An 18,734-nucleotide genomic window follows, 5' to 3' on the forward strand; every position below is an offset into this window, starting at 1 on the left:
ATGGGAGGCGGACTTTTTTTGTCGGCGGGAGCGCGTTGCGCCGAGGCGATGGCTCCCGGGGGAGATGCGAACCTCGGATTCCGGGTCGACAGGATCCGCCGGAATCATTAGGATGAGGAAAAAGATAAACGGTCCGCGCCGTTGCGGAAAAGGAGAGGAACAGGGATGGAGCCGGTCATCGAGTTGAAGGATGTCAGTTGGAAGCGGGGCGACCAGTTGCTGCTCAAAGGCATCCATTGGCGCGTGCAGGAACGCGAGCATTGGGCGCTGCTCGGTCTGAACGGATCGGGGAAGACGACGCTGCTGAATATCATTAACGGATATATATGGCCGACAACCGGCGAGGTAACCGTGCTGGGACACCGGTTCGGCGAAGTCGATCTGCGCGAGCTGCGTCAGTCCATCGGCTGGGTGAGCTCCTCGCTCCAGGAGAAGCTGTATGCGACGGACCGCGCCCAATACGTCGTCATCAGCGGCAAATACGCAACGATCGGCCTGTACGAGCGGCTGAACGACGAGGATCTGGCTCGCGCGGAGCAACTGATGGGCTTGCTCGGCTGCGCGCATCTGTGGGATCGCGAATACCGCACCTTCTCGCAGGGCGAAAAGCAAAAGCTGCTGATCGCCCGGGCGTTGATGGCGAATCCGCGCATCCTGATCCTGGACGAGCCGTGCAACGGCCTGGATCTGTTCTCGCGGGAGAAGCTGCTGGAGGCGCTCGACGGGCTCTCGCGGGAGCCGCATACGCCGACGCTCATCTACGTCACGCATCATACGGAGGAGATATTGCCCGTCTTCACCCGGACGCTTCTGCTGCGGCAGGGCGAGGTTGCCGGCAGCGGCCCGACGGCGGAGATCATGGACGAAGCGGTGCTGAGCGATTTCTTCCGCGCTCCCGTCGTCGTGGAGCGGCACGGCGGCCGCGTATACGTGCGGCCGCGGCACTAAGACGCCCCGTCCGCGCCGTCCCGGCGGGAAGCGCCCGGACGGAAGAACGGGCTCCGGGAACGCGCCTGCGGCGTTGCCGTTACGGCCGCGTCCGCCGGCGCTTGCCGCGACCGGGTGCATTCTTCATGAGGCGGCATATTGAAATCGATTTCATCTGCTTATATAATGAAAGCGGTACCAAAATCTAAGCTGCGTTCGCGTATGCAGGATAAAGGAAGATCCCTATGAAAATTGTCGATGTCGCGGCAAAGGCCGGCGTTTCCCCGACGACCGTATCCCGGGTGCTGAACGGCAGCAGCCTGGTCAAGAGCAGAACCCGAAACAAAGTGATGCAAGCAATCGAGGAACTGGGCTACTATCCTAACGCCGCTGCCAAAAATCTGCGATCCCAGCGAACCTGGAAGATCGGCGTTATTGTCATGGATATCAACGTTTCCTATTATGCCGAGATTATTAAGGGCATTGAAAACACGGCCTATGCCAAAGGATATAAAGTGCTGATTTGCGACGCGCAAAATAACCGCGAGAAGGAAAGGGACTTCCTCGGCTTGTTAATGGACCGAACCATCGACGGCTTGATTCTGGTAACGCCGCAAATGTCCGACCCGGAGATCGCGGATCTCGCCGACAAAGGCTACGATATCGGCATCATCGGCCGTTATATCGATCATGAGAGGGTGGCGTGTGCCTATACGGACAACATCGAATTTTCCGAACGGGCCGTAAGCCATCTCATCGAAAACGGCCACACCCATATTGCCTTCTTGAGCGGGTTCGCCGAAGCCGTCGATAGCTACGAGCGGTTGGAGGGGTACATCAGGGCGTTGAAAAAACACAACATCCCGTTCCGGCCGGAACTTATCGAGAACGGGAACTTCGACGAGACCCTCGGATACGAGGCTGTCATGCGGCTATTCGCCAAGAAGGTGCCGTTTACGGCCGTATATGCCGCAAACGACGAGATGGCTTTGGGCGTGTACAAAGCATGCAAAGAACTCGGTATCCGCATCCCCTCTCAATTGGCCTTGGTCGGGGTGGACAACAATCGCATCGGCAAATATATCGTGCCAACGCTCAGCACGGTGGAGCAGCCGAAATATGCGATGGGTGCGCGGTTGACGGAAAACCTGATCGGCTGGATGACGCAGAAGCAGTTTCCCGAACGACGCGACCTGAAAATCGCCTCCGAGCTCATCATTCGTGAATCTTCAGGAGGGACCGGCAGCGATGGCTAATTTCTTTTCCAAAAAATAAAATCGATTTCATAAGGGAGTGACGAGCTTGAAACGCAAAACTTCCGATTCTGGCGCGACGTTCTCCTTTTCCATCTTCCGGTCGTTCACGCTGACCATCGCCTTGACCATTATGGTGTTGTCCGGCATCCTCCATTTTTACTTCGAAGATCTCCTGCTAAAGCGGACGTACGCCTACACATTAAACAACCTCGCCCAGACGAGCCAAGAAGCCTCCATTATGGCCGTTAACGCACGCACCTTCGCCAAGCAAATCTATAACGATTTGAACGTGGCGAAGCTGCTTTATTTTTCAACCGGTGATCCGGTGGATATAAGCTCCGCGCTTGCCCAATTAAACTCCTACCGTGCCACTTCGCTCTTCATCGATTCCATCTACATCTACAACTACCGGTCGGAAACCTTCTACATAAGCGCTGACGTAAGCGCCAATGCGGTCTGGAAGGCGGATGAATTTTACGATACGGTTGCACTCGACATGGTCAAGCGGGTATCGGATTTTGAGACGCTGATGCCGATTCCGAGGAAAATTCCTCTCGCAGGCCTCATGACGAACGAACAAGAGAAGGAGAGAGACTGTTATACGTTCCTTCTGTACGATACCCTGTCCCGTAATAGGGAAAAGAACGTGATTATCGTCAACATCTCCGAAACGCAAATGCACAAAAATATCGACGGCATGATCGTGGGCTCGGATAAAAATACCTTTATCATCGACAACCGAGGCGTCCTCATCACGAATAGCTGGAAGGATGCGATGCTGACCGATCTCTCCGGAAAGCCGTATATTCGGAAGGTGCTGGACGACTCGGATGCGGAAGGGTATTTCGTTTCCGACGTGGACGGGGTCAAATCGCTCGTGACGTATACCGCTCCGGATTTTCTGGGATGGAGATACATCCGAATTGCCCCGTACAACTCCATTACGAGCGGCATCAACAAGATGAGGGTCGTGACCATCGTTGTTGCGGTCGGCATTTTATTCGCCGGGCTGCTTAGTTCCTATTTGATATCGCGCCGACTGTCCACGAAGGTGAACGGCAAGCTGGTGAAACTGACGGCCCTGGAGACAGAGAGGAGAGACCAGATTCTGGCGCTTCGCCAGGATTTGATCCGGAACCTGCTTCTCGGAACCGGGAACGCCAATCCGGACGGGCTCGATGAGAAATTCAAGGCATACGGCATCCGCTTGGATGCCGGACGGCCGTTCGCCGTGTCCGTGCTGAAGATCGACCGGTATAAGGAAATCGAGCGCATGTACGGCAGCGGGGACAGAACGCTGCTCAAAATCGGCATCATTAACATCGCTCAGGAGCTGCTGGCCCCGGTCTGCCCGTCCACTGCCGCGGATATGGGCGATGACCGCATCGCCATTCTGCATAATTTGCCGGAATCCGCAAGCGGGGCGGAGGCCGTTCTGACGGAAAATCTGTGGCGCCAAGTCCAATCCGCAGTAGCGAACTACATCAAACTTTCCGTATCGATCGCGGTTAGCGGAGCCGGCGGCGATGCCCGGAGCGTAAACCGCTTGTACGGGCAGGCCGAGGAAGCGTTGTTTCACCGCCTCTTCTTCGGGCACGGTTGCCTGCTCTACGCGGATCGGATCGAACCGCTCAAGGCCAAGCCGTACGTGTACCCGATATCGAAAGAGAAGCAGTTGATCGAGGAACTGATGCTGGGGCGAATCGGCGAGGTGTGCCGGTTGTTCCGGGACATCGTTGAAGAAACGGCCGGTTACTCCTACATGTCTTTCCATCTTGCCGTTTCCCATCTGGCGTTTGCCGTGAACAGTGCGGTCTCCGTCATACGGAAAAACAACGATATCGCCTGGGAACTGAACATCAATGCCCTTCTTTCGGGTCTTGCCGATGCGGAAACGGCGGAAGAAGTTTTCCGTCCGTTCTTCGAAGTGTTCGAGCGCGTGTCGGCAAGTTTAGAGGAGAAGAAACAAGCGAGACACGACGAAACCGTGGGCAAAATTATGGCGATCGTCCGGGAGAAGTACATGCGGCAAGAGCTTTCTCTGGACAGCATTGCCGATGAGCTGGGACTGTCCGCCGCCTATATCGGCCGTTTGTTCAAGAAGCATACCATGAATACGATTCTGAATTACATCATCGAGGTGAGGATGGAGAAAGCCCGTGAACTGCTGCTTGCCACCAATCTTCCTGTCGGCGATATTGCGGAAAGAACGGGCTTCTCGAACAGTCCGTATTTCTATAAAGCGTTTAAGAAGATCAACGGCGTGACACCGGCGGACTTCCGCAGAAACGGCCGAATTCAGGAAGGAACGGCTCGCGTGATCGGCTGACGGCCGTCCGATAACGGAAAAAGTGAATCGGTTGCGAATAACATATCCCGGTCAGGAAGCAATAAGTGAGTTTCGTCGCATTTTTACAGTTGCCGTTACCGTGGAAAAAACCTAAGATGAGCCTGCACACAAGCGGTTGCAGCAATCGAGAGGTTTGGAGGGGAATTGGTCGATGACGGCAGTCAAAGGCTTTTGGAGCGAACTGTCCCGGAACAAATTGATGTTTCTGATGGTGGCCCCCGCCTTGTTGTTTTTTATTGTGTTCAGCTATTTGCCTATGGCGGGCGTCTATTTGGCTTTCACGAAATTCACCTTTGAAGGCGGGATATTCGGAAGTCCTTTCATCGGGATGGAAAATTTCAGGTTCTTGTATCAATCGGGCACGCTTTGGAATTTGACGAAGAATACGGTGTTGTACAATCTGGCCTTTATTTTCATCGGGAATTTTCTTCAGTTGGCCTGTGCGATCTTCCTGAGCCAGATCGGCAACAAGTATTTTATAAAAACGACGCAGTCGATCCTGTTTTTGCCGTTCTTCATTTCCTGGGTTCTTGTCGGCGCCTTCGTATTCAACCTGTTCAACTCCGATACGGGTGTCGTCAACACCCTGCTGAAGCAGTTGGGCATGCAGCCGTACGATTTTTATTTGAATACGGCGCCCTGGAAATACATTATCGTGTTTTTCCATGTATGGAAAGGGCTCGGGTACGGAACGGTCATTTACCTCGCCGCCATCATGAGCATCAGCGACGAGTATTACGAAGCGGCGGAGATTGACGGAGCGAACATATTTCAGCAGATCCGCAGCATCACGATTCCGCTCCTGACGCCGACGTTCGTGCTGCTCATCATTTTCAGTCTCGGGGGCATTCTGAAGGGCCAGTTCGACCTGTTCTATCAGATCATCGGGAACAACGGCATCCTGTATGACGCGACGGATATTATCGACACCTACGTTTATCGCTCGCTGGCGGTCAATTTCGACATAGGGATGGGAACGGCAGCCGGACTATACCAATCGTTCTTCGGCTTCCTGCTGGTCGTCTTCGTGAACTGGATCGTGAAAAAAATCCGCGAAGATTACGCCTTGTTCTAGGAGGATCGCCGTGAAACGAAAAAAGGATCTGTCAACCGTCAGTTTTATCGCCATCGCTTACGGAACGTTATCGCTCCTGGCCATCCTGTGCCTGCTGCCGTTCTGGCTCATCGTATCCGGTTCGTTCACCGCAGAGAACGAGATTATCGGGGAAGGGTTCAAGATTTGGCCCAAAGAGCTGTCGATCGACGCTTACAAGGCGGTCTTCACCAATCCGGAACAAATTCTCCGCGCCTATTGGGTGACGATCTGGATTACCGCAGCGGGAACGTTCCTCGGCTTGTTCCTGACTTCCATGGCCGGTTACGTGCTGGCGCGCAAGGACTTCAAGTACCGGAACGCCGTCTCATTTTTCATGTACTTCACGACCTTGTTCAGCGGGGGACTGATTCCTTGGTATATCCTCATCGTGAAATATTTGAGCTGGAAGGACAGTTATTTGGCGATGCTCGTCCCAGGGCTGCTGAGCGCGTGGAACATCATTTTAATGAAGAATTTTATGAAATCGATTCCAGACTCGATCATCGAGTCGGCTCGAATCGACGGCGCGAACGACTTCACCATCTACAGCCGGCTTATTCTGCCTTTGTCCACGCCGGGCCTTGCCACCATCGGGCTTTTTCTGGCTCTCGGCTACTGGAACGATTGGTTTACCGCCAATATTTTCATCACGACGGAAAGCAAGTATCCGCTGCAATTTTTCCTGTACAAGATTCTTGCCAACGCCGCTGTGCTTCGTACGGATATCGCCGCCAACTTGTCCGCCGTCAATTTCAAGGCCCCGGCCGAAACGCTGAAGATGGCGGTAGCCGTCGTCGTCACCGGACCGATCGTTCTGCTGTATCCCTTCGTGCAGAAGTATTTCGTCAAAGGGCTGACCATCGGCGCAGTCAAAGGTTAGAACCGGCTTTCCGGCTAACATACATACGGATCCGATAAAAGGAGGAGTCGAAATGAAAAGAAAGCTCGGCGCCGTGCTGGCGACTGCGCTTTTCGCCGCAGCCGCTCTGTCCGGTTGCGGCGGCAACGACGAGGCCAAGCCGGAGGCGTCCGCCTCGGGGAAATCCGATGGAAAACAGGATGCCGTGGCATCCGCGGGCCCTGATACGTCGAAACCGGTGGAGCTCGTGTGGTATCTGTTGGGCGATGCGAACAAAGACACGCCGAAAGTGATGGAAGAATTCAACAAAATGCTGAAGAAAGACCTGAACGCGACAGTTAAGCTGAACTTCACGACTTGGAACGACTGGCAGACGAAATATAATTTGCTACTGACGGCCGGCGAGAAAATCGATATGATCTTTGCTTCTTCCTGGGCCGGCTTCTTCAAATACGCCAAGCAAGGCGCCTTCCTGGATTTGACCCCGCTGCTGCCGAAGTACGCGCCGCAGGTGCAGAAGCAGGTTCCGGAGCAAGACTGGAGCGATGTCACGATCGGCGGCAAGATTTACGCGGTGCCGAACACGAATCCGGAATATACACCGGACGGTATCGTGTACCGAGAGGATTGGAGAAAGGAACTGAACCTCCCGGAAATCAAGGATCTGGCTTCCATCGAAGCTTATATGGACGGGATCAAAAAGAACAAGCCGGGCGTCATCCCGATCAACGGCAGCGCCTGGAACGAAATTTCCACCTTGTTCATGGCGTATCACGACTTCCATACGATCGGCGGCGAGAGCGGCGTCATTGTATCCAAGTCCTACGACACGCCGAGAGACATCGTCGCTTACCCGTTCACTCCCGAATACGAGGCGTGGGTGAAGAAGATGAAGGAGTGGGCGGATAAAGGCTACTGGTCGAAAAACACCCTTTCCTCCAAGCAGGAAGCGGGCGACCTGATCAAGGCCGGAACGGGCGCCATCTACTGGCGCAATCCTCCGGGCGCGTCCGGCTTCATCACCGACATGCAGAAGCAGAATCCGAAAGTGGAGATCGGTTACTTCCCGTTCACCCGTCTCCATAACTACGCGATGCCGACCATGGCGATCGCCAACGGCATGGCTATCCCGAAGAGCGCCGCCAATCCGGAGCGTTCCCTCATGGTGCTGGAGAAAATCCGCACCGATCCGAAGTACTACAACTTGATTACGTACGGCATCGAAGGCTATCACTACGATCTCATCAACGACGGCAAAAATATCGTCACCCCGTCCAAGAGTCAGGACCCGGCGAAGGTTCAAGGCTACGGCATCGCCGACTGGGGCTGGAGATACAAGCCGCTGATGAAATCCGGCGTAGGCGGCTGGGACGGTCTCGACAAGCTGAACGAAGAATTCGCCAAAATCAGCAAACCGGACATCTTCTCGCCGATCTCCATGGACTACGATCCGGTGAAAACGGAATACGCGGCCGTTAACCAGGTGAAAGATCAATACGGCAAGCCTTTAATGATGGGTTTGGTGCCGAACGTGGACGAAGCGATCAAGACGTACCGGGACAAATTGAAGGCGGCGGGCATCGATAAAGTTCTCGATTATGTCAAGCAGCAGGCGACGGCCTATTATGACGAGAAAGGCATTAAATAATCAAGCATGGTGAAGAAGTTTAAGGGCCGACAGCGGGATACGGCCGGCATAACCGCCGGAGGCTGACTGTCGGCCCTTTTCCGGCAGAAATAGGGCGGAGGGCTGATTTTATGAGTAAAGTGCGGGTATGGGAATCGACGATCGACGAGTCGAAGAAGCTGGCGCAGGCCGAGCCGCTCGACATGCTGGAAGGCGAGGGGCCGGAAACAACGGATTATACCGTTACGGTGGACGAATCGGTGGCGTACCAGCAGATGGACGGGTTCGGGGCTTCTTTTACCGATGCGTCGGCCTGGCTCGTCCATCATGCGTTGTCGCCGGAGCTCCGGGAAGAGCTGATGCGGAAGCTGTTCGACCGGGAAGAAGGGATCGGGGTGTCATTTCTGCGGCAGCCGATGGGAGCGAGCGATTTCGCCTGGCGGATCTACAGCTACGACGATGTGGAACCGGGAGAGACCGACTATGAGCTTGCCCGGTTTTCGATCGATCACGACCGGCAATACATTATCCCGCTCCTGCATCGGGCGAAGGTGCTCAATCCCGACTTGAAGGTGATGGCTTCGCCATGGAGCCCTCCGGGTTGGATGAAGACGTCCGGTTCGATGATCGGCGGCACGCTGAAGCCGGAATGCTACGGCGTGTATGCGGATTATTTCGTCCAATTTCTCGACGCGTACGAAGCGGAAGGGATTCCGATATATGCCGTTACGATGCAGAACGAGCCGGGCTACGAGCCGAAGGAGTACCCCGGGATGATCGTTACGCCCGAAGAAGAGGCGAGATTTATCCGAGAGCACTTGGGCCCTCGCCTCGCAGGGCGGAAGCGGCCCGTCAAGATCATGTGCTACGACCATAACTGGGACGTTCCCGAGCATCCCCGGGCGATCTATGAAGATTCGGAAGCGAGCCGGTATGTCGCGGGAACCGCTTGGCACGTATACGGCGGACGCCATGAGGCGATGTCGGACATCAAGGAGCGGTTTCCCGATAAAGACGTCTGGTTTACCGAAGCGTCGGGAGGCGAATGGGTTCCGCCGTTTCGTGACGCGTTCCTGGATCAGATGAAGCATGTTATCCGTACGACGAGAAACTGGTCGAAGTCGGTGGTTTGGTGGAATATGGCCCTGGATGAGGAGAACGGACCTACCGTCCTGTCGCGCAGCACATGCCGGGGCGTGGTCAAGATCGATAAGCGGACGGGGGAACTGACCTATAATCTGGATTACTTTACGCTCGGCCATATCAGTAAATTCGTGATGCCGGGCGCTTACCGGATCGATTCCGATACGTACGAGGATGACTTGGAGACGGCGGCGTTCCGCAACGGCGACGGCTCCAACGTGCTGATCGTCTCGAACCGGACGAAGGATCGCAAGACACTGACCGCGAAGAGCGGCAACCGGAGCTTCTTCTATGAGATCGAAGGGGAAGCGGCCGTCACGTTCCGATGGGATGCGGATGGATGAGATGAAGCGGTCGGGTAAAATGCGCAAGGCGGCGGCTTCGGCAGGCTTTATGGTTCTGCTCGTGGCGGCTGCCGTATGGATCGGATTGATCGCGTTCTCCGAGAAAGCGGCGCATGGGCCTGTAAGCGTCTGGATGACGACGGCGGATCAAAGCAAGCTGCTGCATCGCGAGGCCGACATCGGTTGGAACAGGGACGGTCAAGCCTCCGACATGACCATCGACGTGGACGACGGAACCGAGTATCAACGGATGGACGGCTTCGGCGCCGCCATGACGGAATCGTCCGCCTGGCTGATCGCGAACAAGCTGAGCGAGGGGAAAAGAAACGAACTGATGAACCGGTTGTTCAGTTACGATAACGGTATCGGGATCAGTTATTTGCGCCTGCCGATGGGCGCCACCGACTTTTCGCTGAGCCATTATACGTACGACGATATGCCGGAAGGGCAGACGGACCCGGAGCTTCGGAGCTTTTCCATCGAGCATGACAAGGCGTACATCATCCCCGCCTTGCGGCAGGCGAGAGCCATCAATCCGGATCTGGGCATCATGGCCTCTCCTTGGAGCGCGCCGGCTTGGATGAAAACTTCGGGTTCTCTCATCAAAGGGAGTCTGAAGGAGGAAGCCTATCCGGTCTATGCCGAGTATTTCGTCAAATTTGTCCAAGCGTACGCATCGGAAGGAATCCCGATCGACGCCGTCACGCTGCAGAACGAGCCTCATTACGAGCCGGACGGGTATCCGGGCATGCGGATGGAAGCCAGAGAGCAGGCTGCATTTGTGAAATCGCATTTGGGTCCGGCTTTCGACAAGGCCAAGCTCAATACGAAGATCGTCGTCTGGGATCACAACTGGGACGAACCGTATTATCCGATCGAGGTGCTGAGCGACCCCGAAGCCAATAAGTATATTGCCGGGTCGGCCTTTCACGGATATGCGGGCGAAGTAGCCAACCAGCAAAAGGTGCATGACGCCTTCCCGGACAAAGACATTTATTTCACGGAGAGCTCGGGCGGGCAATGGGCGCCGAATTTCGCCGACAACCTGAAGTGGGATATGCGGAATTTGATCATCGGAGCGCCGCGTTACTGGGCTAAGACCGTTCTGAAATGGAATCTGGCGCTGGACGAATCGCACGGGCCGGCTAATGGAGGCTGCTCCGATTGCCGGGGGTTGGTGACGATTGACGGGGCGTCGGGGAACGTCTTCTTCAACTCGGAGTACTATGCCTTCGGGCATGCGAGCAAATTCGTGAAGCCCGGGGCCTATCGGATTGAATCGAGCTCCTACGGGGACGGCGGCATCGAAAACGTCGCCTTCCGCAATCCGGACGGCTCCAATGTTCTGATCGCGTTTAACTCCGCATCGGAGAGCCGGCCGTTGAACGTGCGATGGCACGGCCGATCGTTTGCGTATTCGCTCCCGGCGGGTGCGGCGGCGACGTTCGTGTGGCAAGGCGATCGTTCGGCCAATCGGGTGGAGGGGGGCCAGCGAAGCTGAAGCGAACCTCGCCGTATTCGTGCGCCGCTCGCCGATGTGATATACTGGAAGACAGGTATGCCTTGCGATCAGGCGACAGACGAGGAGTGAGATGTCCGAATGCGCGCGCATGAGATTGACTACGCCATCTACGGAAGCGAAATGCAGTATGTGGAGATCGAGCTGGACCCGGGCGAGAGCGTTATCGCCGAAGCCGGCAGCATGATGATGATGGATGCGGGGATCGACATGGAGACGATCTTCGGCGACGGCAGCGATGAAAGCAAAGGCTTAATGGGCAAGCTGTTCGGGGCGGGCAAACGGCTGCTGACGGGCGAAAGCCTGTTTATGACGGTGTTCACCAACCGCGCCGCACAGCGGCAGAGCGTATCGTTCGCATCGCCGTATCCCGGGAAAATTATTCCGCTCGACCTTGAGCAGTATCAGGGCAAAATCATTTGCCAGAAGGATTCGTTCCTCTGCGCGGCCAAGGGCGTGTCCGTCGGGATTGCCTTCCAGCGCAAGCTCGGCGCCGGCTTCTTCGGCGGCGAAGGTTTTATCATGCAGAAGCTTGAGGGCGACGGGTTGGCGTTCGCGCATACGGGCGGCACGGTCTGCGAGCGCGTGCTGCGGCCGGGCGAGATGATCCGCGTGGACACGGGCTGTCTCGTGGCGATGACGCAGGACGTCGATTACGATATCGAGTTCGTCAAAGGCATCAAGACGGCGCTGTTCGGCGGCGAAGGCTTATTCTTCGCGACGCTGCGCGGACCGGGCAAGGTATGGCTCCAATCGCTGCCGTTCAGCCGCATGGCGGACCGGATCGTATCCGCTTCGGGCAACGCGGGCCGCAAGGAAGAAGGCAGCGTGCTCGGCGGTCTCGGCCGTATTCTCGATGGCGACTGAACACGGTTGGGCATTGGGCGCGTCCTCCGATGGAGGGCGCGCTTTCGGTTTCGGCCGAGGCCGGTTCTTCGGGCATCCGGGCGGCAACCCAAAGCCAACGGGCATAGGCAGGGCCGGGGGAATGGACGAAGCCGGTTTGCCGTATATAGATTACATGCGTCGTCGGTTGGAAGGCTTATCAAGCACCGTGTGAACAGGATACGGAAGGAGTAATGGCAGCGTGCAGATCGAAATTTTGCAGTTGATTGAGGGAGCCCGCCAAGCGAGAGGACTTGCGGTCGTGATTGATGTGTTCCGGGCGTTCTCGACCGCCTGTTATGTGATGGCGAACGGCGCGCGCACGATCGTCCCCGTGGGCGGGCTGGAGACGGCCTATCGGCTGAAGCGGCATTGGCCGGACGCGGTTCTGATGGGCGAGCGGGGAGGGCTGAAGCAGCCCGGCTTCGACTACGGCAACTCGCCGACGCACGCCCGCGACGCGAGGTTCGACGGACGCACGGTCGTGATGACCACAAGCGCCGGCACGCAGGGCATCGTAAACGCCTCGGGCGCCGACGAGATTGTGACGGGCAGCTTCGTGAATGCGGGGGCGATTGTCGAATTCATCCGCCGCAGAAGGCCCGAACACGTCTCGCTGATCGCGATGGGCTGGGGCGGCAAAGAAGAAGCCGAAGAAGACACGTTGTGCGCCGAATGGATCGCCGCCGCGCTGCAGGGACGCGAATTTCCGGGAGGCTTCGAATCGATTGTCGAGCGGCTGAAGGGCGAGAGCGGCACGAACCGTTTCCTGGATCTCGACGGCGAGCCGGACGCGTCGAATCCGCGCAGCGACTTCGGGTTATGCCTGGCGCTGAACCGGTTCCCGTTCGTGCTGCGCGTCGAGCCTTACGAAGACGCCGAGGGGGCCCGGGCGGCGGAGGTCGGCGAGCCGCTCTCCGGGCTGCGTCGGATCGACGTCTAACCGCCGGCCGTCCGCTTGCGGTACAGCGCCTCGCCGCCCCGGTAGAACACAATCGACGCCAGCATGATCCCCGCCATCGCGAGGAACAGGATGCGGCCGCCGTATTCCGCCAGCATCAGACCGCCGACCCACGGGCCGATAAAATGGCCCAGGCTCGTGAGCGTCTGCGCGCCGAAGTACGAGCCGCGCATATGTTCCGGCGCGAGCCGGTCGATAAACCAGGCGCCGGCGGGGAAGGTCAGCACTTCGCCCCAAGTGAAGACGACCATCGCGGCGATCATCGACGGCCAACTGTCGGCTAGGGCGAAGCCTGCGCTGCCGAACGCGTACAGGACGACGCCCACCTGCAGGGCGGCTATCGGCGAACGCCGTTCGGCCCAGCGCGACAGGGGCATCTGCGAGAGAACGACGGTGACGGCGTTGACGCTCATCAGCAGCGCGAACAAGGAAGCGCCGGAGGCGAACGAGCGGTCCAGATGCTGGGACAGCGTCGCGGTCATCTGCGAATAGCCGACCGCCACAAGCAGGCCGCCGGCCAGGTACAGGCGCAGAGCCGCGTCGGAGCCGACCGTCCGGATCGTGTCTCCGATCGTTGCGGCTTCGCGCTGCTTGCCTTGAATCTGCTTCAGACCGAAGCGGCGCAGGAGCAAGTCCAATACGACGGCGTACACGAGGTAGACGGTGCCGGTGATGACGAACGGCAGACGTCCGGCCACCAGGCCGAACCAGGCCCCGAGCAGCGGTCCGACCGCGACGCCGATATTAATCGCGACGTAGCGGAGCGAGTAAGCCCGCAACCGCCGGTCCGGCGGGGTAAGGTCGCCGATGAGCGCCTGCGAGACCGGCTCGAAGAAGGAGCGGCACAGGCCGTTCAGCATGTTCAGCGCCACGAAGGCCGCAGGGTGTTGGGCGAAGGCGAACCCGATCAGCACGAATCCCCAGGAATATTGCGCCGCCAGCATGACCCGCCTGCGCCCGATCCGGTCGGACAATGCACCGCCGACAAACCCGCCGAACGTTCCCGCCAGCGAGCTGGCGCCGATCGTCAGGCCGATGGCGGCCGGCTCCATCTGCGCGTCGCGGACAAGCAGGAGCGCCAGAAACGGCATGCTCATCGAGCTTCCGATTCTGGCCATCATCGTACCTAGTATCAGCGTATGTACGATCGGATGAAACGGCTTGAGATCGGCCAGCCACTTGCGCATGTCGGTCACTCTCCGGTGTCTGATTAGTCTATGAATTATGAAATTATATTTTACGAAAGCGAGAATGGCAAGAAGGTATTTTTTTTATATGGAAAAAAATCCTCTGACGACCTCCATATGCGGAACGGCGGCCGCCTCCCGAATATCCGGGAGAGGACCGCCGCACGCTGCAACCGAATCTTGACCCTATCCGTTATACTCCATACAGTGAAATTCCGACGGTCCGCAAGGCGTCGGACGAACGTACGTGTCCGCAACGACGAATCCCGCTTTCTCGTAGGCGCGGATCGCCCGGACGTTCCAGGTCAGCACCTCCAGATCGATTGCGTTCTGCGGAGCGCGCCGCCGTGCTTCTTCGACGATCGTTCGGACCAATGCAGTTCCGAGCCCTCTCCCGCACAAGTCCGGGCGAAGACCAAGCCCGAGGCGGGTAACGCCGGTTATAGGGAAAAATTGCGCGTACCCGACGAGCACCGGGCCGTCCGGGTTGGAGCCGTCCGCGCCGCTTCCCGCCACAACCGCCGCATACTGCCGTTCCCGGATACCGGGATCGCCGAATTCCGCGCCTTCCCGAACCATACGGGTCCAGTCCGGCCAATTGAACACGTCGTACGGGGGCTCGTAGCGCCAGCGGCAAATCTCTTCGGCGTGCTGCTCCGTCATCGGGACTACGGACAGCGTCGGCAGGTCCGTCCTCGCGGATCGCCGCTCCGGAGTCATACGACTCATCCTCCTTATTCTTTCGTCGCTTCCGCCGCGATATCGTGTTACGGCTGCGTATTCGTTCGCCATCGGCCGAGCGCGGTTTTGGCGCGATGAATCAAACGAGGGAAAGCCGGTTGTTTTTGGCGCAACGAGAAAAAATTATCGCTGGAGTTGTCGAATGGGCGGGATAACCGCCATTGTAGCCGCTGCAACGAGAAAAAGTGCGCTTACGAAGCGGGGAGGCGGGGCATTGCGCTTACAAGCTCCGGGTGTCCGGCTCAACTCGCAACAGCGTCCCCCAGCGTCCGATCGCGCGTCTGCCTAAAGCCCGTACGCTTCTCGCGCGGCGGCGCTTATCCGACGGTCGTCACCCGCGTCTCCGCGAAAAACGGTTCCATCGCCGCAAAAGCCGCGCCCAACGCGGTGGCCCGGATGCCCAGGCGGGAGAACTCCAGCCGGGACCGCTTCCGGTGGAACCCGAACGTACGCGTCTCGACCTCCCGCGCCAGCGGCTCCTCCAGCCATTCGGCCGCCAGCGTCAGCCGGTTGCCGATGACGACCCGCTCGGGGTTAAACGCGTGGATCAGGTTGGCGATGCCTACTCCCAACTGGGCGCCGATCTCGCGGAAGAGCGAGGCGGCGGCGCCTTGCGGATTCGCCGCGGCCGCCGCGACGAGCTCCTCCAGTCCGTACCCCTCGTCACCGTCTCCTGCTTCCCGTCCGGCGGTCCTGCCGGGCTTCCGCCCCAGACGCTCCTCCGCCAGCCGCAGCAGCGCCTGCTCGGAGGCGTACAGCTCCCAGCAGCCGCGGCTGCCGCAACTGCACGGGAGCCCGTCCAGCGACACGGTCATATGGCCGACCTCGCCGGACAAGCCGCCGGCTCCCTTGTACAGCGAGCCGTTCAGGATCAATCCGGCCCCGATGCCGATGCCGGCGCTGACGTAGATCATGTCCCCGGCGTCCCGGCCCGCGCCGAACTGCCGCTCGCCGACCGCTCCGAAGTTGGCTTCGTTGTCGATCGCGATCGGCAGGTCGAGCCGGGCCGCAAGCTCCTCGGCCATCGGGATGCCGCGCCATCCGAGATTGGGCGCGAACAGCACGGCTCCCCGCTCGTCGACCATGCCCGGCACGCCGATGCCGACGCCGACGACCCCGTAGGGACGGTCGGCGGCAAGCGCCCGGAGTTCGGCAACGAAGCGCAGCAGCGTCTCCCGCACGGTCGCGTAGTCCCGCTTCGACAGCGTCTCCCGGCGTTCGGCGATCACCGCGCCGTCCAGGCCGGTCAGCAGCGCCAGCACGTAATTGACGCCGAGGTCGATGCCGATCGAAGCGCCGACGCCGGGGTCGAACGCCAGCAGCACCGGCTTGCGTCCGCCGCTGGATGCGCCCGGCCCGAGCTCGCGCACGAGCCGGCTGTCGATCAGCTCCTGGACGAGGCTGGACACGGTCCCTTTGTTCAAGCCCGTGCGGGCCGATATATCCGCGCGGGAGATGGGAGAATGCGATCGGATCAGGTTCAGCACGATCGTTTTGTTTATTTTTTTGACGAGATGTTGATCTCCGGTTACGCTCACGGTACTACCTCTCTCTGCAAAGGCCAAGCCGTTTCTTCTTAGCTTCCTATTTTATCACGCACCCTCCGGAAAACCTAACAAAACTTTGTTTAACCGATGTACAAAGTTATCGAGGCGTGATACAATAGGGCCATCCGAATTCATTCAAACTGATATGGAGGAATGAACTGTGAGCGCTTTCGGCCATATTCCGGAAATCCAGTATGAGGGACGCCGTTCGACGAATCCGTTCGCCTACAAGTTTTATAACGCCCAGGAGAAAGTTCTCGGCAAAACGATGGAGGAGCATCTGCGCATCGCTGTTTCCTATTGGCACACGTTTACGGGCAACGGCGCCGATCCGTTCGGCGCGGGTACGGCGATCCGCCCGTGGGACCGCTTCTCGGGCATGGATCTGGCCAAAGCCCGCGTGGAAGCCGCCTTCGAACTGTTCGGCAAGCTCGGCGTGCCGTACTTCTGCTTCCATGACCGCGACATCGCGCCGGAAGGAAACACGCTGCAAGAGACAAACCGCAACCTTGACGAGATCGTCGCGCTGATCCAGGAGTACATGAAGACGAGCCGCACGAAGCTGCTTTGGAATACGGCCAATATGTTCACCCATCCCCGCTTCGTCCACGGCGCGGCGACGACCTCCAATGCGGACGTATTCGCCTATGCGGCGGCGCAGGTGAAGAAAGCGCTCGAACACGCGAAGCAGCTCGGAGCCGAGAACTACGTGTTCTGGGGCGGACGCGAAGGCTACGAGACGCTGCTGAACACCGACTTGAAGCTGGAGCAGGACAATCTGGCCCGGTTCCTCCATATGGCGGTGGCATACGCCAAGGAGATCGGCTTCACCGGCCAATTCCTGATCGAACCGAAGCCGAAGGAGCCGTCCAAGCACCAGTACGACTTCGACGCCGCGACGACCATCGCGTTCCTGCAAAACTACGGCCTGAAGGAATACTTCAAGCTGAATATCGAAGCGAACCACGCGACGCTGGCCGGCCATACGTTCGAGCACGAGCTGCGTGTCGCGCGGCTGGCGGGCATGCTGGGCTCGATCGACGCGAACCAGGGCGATCTGCTGCTCGGCTGGGATACGGATGAGTTCCCGACCGACCTGTACTCGACGACGTTGGCGATGTACGAAATTTTGCAGAACAACGGCCTCGGCAGCGGCGGCGTCAACTTCGACGCGAAAGTTCGCCGCGCTTCGTTCGAGCCGGACGATCTGGTGATCGCGCATATCGCCGGCATCGACAGCTTCGCCCGCGGATTGAAAGTCGCCGCCAAGCTGATCGAGGACCGCGTGCTGGAGCAAGTGATCGAGGATCGCTACGCTTCGTTCCGCGAAGGCATCGGCCTGGACATTGTCAGCGGCAAAGCGAACTTCCATACGTTGGAGCAATACGCGCTGCAAAACAAACCGATCGTCAACAAATCGGGCCGCCAAGAGCTGATCAAGGCGACGATCAACCAATACCTGCTGAACGTCGAGTAACCGGTGATGGCGGTCCCCGCTTCGCCCGATGGCGAAGAATCATCTGAACGCACATACAAAAAAATAAAACCGATGAACGGCCTTGGTTCCGAATATCACGGGACCGAGGCCGTTTGATTTGGCCTGCGAACCGCATTACCCGGAGGTTTCCGGCCGAACCGGCAGCCGGGGCTTGCGCTCGTCGGTCAATCGGCCGCGCCGCCTCTTGCCGGTCAACGTATGCGAGGTTTTCCGACGAAATTAGGCTTTGACAGCGGCGAACGGCCGGATTAAACTTAAGTTACTTAAGTAAATAGTTAGGACACACACAAAAAAGAAAAGGAGGCAGGAATCCCGATGTCCGCAGATTCCAACCAGATTGCCTTCGACCTGCTCCGGGCGTTCCGCCAGCTCCGGACGATCCGCTGGAACGGCCTGAGGGCGGAAGGCTGCACGCCGGGCGAGACCATTCTGCTGCACACGCTGCGCCGGCATATGCGCAAAGGTTCGCCCGGCATGAAAACGTCCGAGATCGGCCGGCATCTTCGCGTATCGACGCCGTCGGTCACGCAGATGGTCAACGTGCTCGAAGCGAGAGGGCTGGTCGAGAGGAAGGCGGACCCGGCCGACCGGCGTATCGTGCGAATCGCGCTGACGGAATCCGGACAGGAAGAGATGCGGAAGGTGGAGCAATCGATGCTGGAAGGGGTGAGCGGCTTGATCGCCTACTTGGGCCTCGATCGAAGCCGGCAACTGATCGCCCTGCTTGACGACGTACACCTCTACTACAGCGAACGGGAAGCGGGGATGGAGCGGTTTCCCGCCGAATGACAACA

At 58.4% G+C, this 18,734-nt stretch carries 15 protein-coding genes; 12 read left to right on the forward strand and 3 right to left on the reverse strand.

Translation table 11 applies throughout. The features are described from left to right. The first annotated feature begins 165 nt into the window (after positions 1-165). From FE781_RS04620 to FE781_RS04665, 10 genes are all read left to right on the forward strand, one after another. Positions 166-948, forward strand: coding sequence for an ABC transporter ATP-binding protein (locus tag FE781_RS04620; protein ID WP_138788426.1), 783 nt, complete (start codon positions 166-168; stop codon positions 946-948). Between the two features lie 224 nt (positions 949-1,172). Next, positions 1,173-2,183, forward strand: coding sequence for a LacI family DNA-binding transcriptional regulator (locus FE781_RS04625; protein WP_342774276.1), 1,011 nt, complete (start codon positions 1,173-1,175; stop codon positions 2,181-2,183). Between the two features lie 46 nt (positions 2,184-2,229). After that, positions 2,230-4,512 (forward strand): helix-turn-helix domain-containing protein, encoded by a 2,283-nt coding sequence (locus tag FE781_RS04630; protein WP_138788428.1) that lies wholly within the window; start codon positions 2,230-2,232, stop codon positions 4,510-4,512. Positions 4,513-4,684: 172 nt separating this feature from the next. Next, complete coding sequence (locus FE781_RS04635) at positions 4,685-5,608, forward strand: ABC transporter permease (protein ID WP_138788429.1); 924 nt, start codon at positions 4,685-4,687, stop codon at positions 5,606-5,608. A 10-nt stretch (positions 5,609-5,618) separates the two neighbouring features. Then, complete coding sequence (locus tag FE781_RS04640) at positions 5,619-6,509, forward strand: carbohydrate ABC transporter permease (protein WP_138788430.1); 891 nt, start codon at positions 5,619-5,621, stop codon at positions 6,507-6,509. A gap of 52 nt (positions 6,510-6,561) precedes the next feature. Beyond that, entirely contained in the window at positions 6,562-8,136 is a 1,575-nt protein-coding gene (locus FE781_RS04645; RefSeq protein ID WP_138788431.1) for an extracellular solute-binding protein, read from the forward strand. Between the two features lie 110 nt (positions 8,137-8,246). Continuing rightward, entirely contained in the window at positions 8,247-9,602 is a 1,356-nt protein-coding gene (locus FE781_RS04650; RefSeq protein ID WP_138788432.1) for a glycoside hydrolase family 30 protein, read from the forward strand. Position 9,603: 1 nt separating this feature from the next. Further along, positions 9,604-11,103 carry a glycoside hydrolase family 30 protein gene (locus FE781_RS04655; RefSeq protein ID WP_246068040.1) on the forward strand — a complete coding sequence of 500 codons (1,500 nt, stop codon included), beginning with the start codon at positions 9,604-9,606 and terminating at the stop codon, positions 11,101-11,103. A gap of 99 nt (positions 11,104-11,202) precedes the next feature. After that, the gene (locus tag FE781_RS04660; RefSeq protein ID WP_138788433.1) at positions 11,203-11,988 is read left to right on the forward strand and encodes a TIGR00266 family protein; all 786 of its coding nucleotides are present in this window, start codon (positions 11,203-11,205) and stop codon (positions 11,986-11,988) included. A gap of 220 nt (positions 11,989-12,208) precedes the next feature. Then, positions 12,209-12,949: a 2-phosphosulfolactate phosphatase gene (locus tag FE781_RS04665; protein WP_138788434.1), complete on the forward strand. Its 741-nt coding sequence runs from the start codon at positions 12,209-12,211 to the stop codon at positions 12,947-12,949. Here the strand turns inward: FE781_RS04665 and FE781_RS04670 are convergent. From FE781_RS04670 to FE781_RS04680, 3 genes are all read right to left on the reverse strand, one after another. Next, complete coding sequence (locus tag FE781_RS04670; RefSeq protein ID WP_138788435.1) at positions 12,946-14,154, reverse strand: MDR family MFS transporter; 1,209 nt, start codon at positions 14,152-14,154, stop codon at positions 12,946-12,948. The two genes, FE781_RS04665 and FE781_RS04670, sit on opposite strands and share 4 nt — an antisense overlap. A gap of 186 nt (positions 14,155-14,340) precedes the next feature. Then, a complete protein-coding gene (locus FE781_RS04675; protein ID WP_138788436.1) occupies positions 14,341-14,883 on the reverse strand; it encodes a GNAT family N-acetyltransferase in 543 nt (180 codons plus the stop codon). A gap of 329 nt (positions 14,884-15,212) precedes the next feature. Next, positions 15,213-16,433: an ROK family transcriptional regulator gene (locus FE781_RS04680; RefSeq protein ID WP_138788437.1), complete on the reverse strand. Its 1,221-nt coding sequence runs from the start codon at positions 16,431-16,433 to the stop codon at positions 15,213-15,215. A gap of 169 nt (positions 16,434-16,602) precedes the next feature. Between FE781_RS04680 and xylA the strand changes: the two genes are divergently transcribed. Beyond that, entirely contained in the window at positions 16,603-17,919 is a 1,317-nt protein-coding gene (gene xylA, locus FE781_RS04685; protein WP_138788438.1) for a xylose isomerase, read from the forward strand. A 336-nt stretch (positions 17,920-18,255) separates the two neighbouring features. After that, positions 18,256-18,729: a MarR family winged helix-turn-helix transcriptional regulator gene (locus FE781_RS04690; RefSeq protein ID WP_138788439.1), complete on the forward strand. Its 474-nt coding sequence runs from the start codon at positions 18,256-18,258 to the stop codon at positions 18,727-18,729. The last annotated feature ends 5 nt before the right edge of the window (positions 18,730-18,734 follow it).

It is taken from the genome of Paenibacillus thermoaerophilus (assembly GCF_005938195.1).
Taxonomy (GTDB): Bacteria; Bacillota; Bacilli; order Paenibacillales; family Reconciliibacillaceae; genus Paenibacillus_W; species Paenibacillus_W thermoaerophilus.

Excerpts from the sequence above, each read along its gene's own strand:
- FE781_RS04620 (WP_138788426.1), top strand. The coding sequence starts at position 166 with ATGGAGCCGGTCATCGAGTTGAAGGATGTCAGTTGGAAGCGGGGCGAC.
- FE781_RS04625 (WP_342774276.1), top strand. The coding sequence starts at position 1,173 with ATGAAAATTGTCGATGTCGCGGCAAAGGCCGGCGTTTCCCCGACGACC.
- FE781_RS04635 (WP_138788429.1), top strand. The coding sequence starts at position 4,685 with ATGACGGCAGTCAAAGGCTTTTGGAGCGAACTGTCCCGGAACAAATTG.
- FE781_RS04645 (WP_138788431.1), top strand. The coding sequence starts at position 6,562 with ATGAAAAGAAAGCTCGGCGCCGTGCTGGCGACTGCGCTTTTCGCCGCA.
- FE781_RS04650 (WP_138788432.1), top strand. The coding sequence starts at position 8,247 with ATGAGTAAAGTGCGGGTATGGGAATCGACGATCGACGAGTCGAAGAAG.
- FE781_RS04655 (WP_246068040.1), top strand. The coding sequence starts at position 9,604 with ATGAAGCGGTCGGGTAAAATGCGCAAGGCGGCGGCTTCGGCAGGCTTT.
- FE781_RS04660 (WP_138788433.1), top strand. The coding sequence starts at position 11,203 with ATGCGCGCGCATGAGATTGACTACGCCATCTACGGAAGCGAAATGCAG.
- FE781_RS04670 (WP_138788435.1), bottom strand. The coding sequence starts at position 14,154 with ATGCGCAAGTGGCTGGCCGATCTCAAGCCGTTTCATCCGATCGTACAT.
- FE781_RS04675 (WP_138788436.1), bottom strand. The coding sequence starts at position 14,883 with ATGAGTCGTATGACTCCGGAGCGGCGATCCGCGAGGACGGACCTGCCG.
- FE781_RS04690 (WP_138788439.1), top strand. The coding sequence starts at position 18,256 with ATGTCCGCAGATTCCAACCAGATTGCCTTCGACCTGCTCCGGGCGTTC.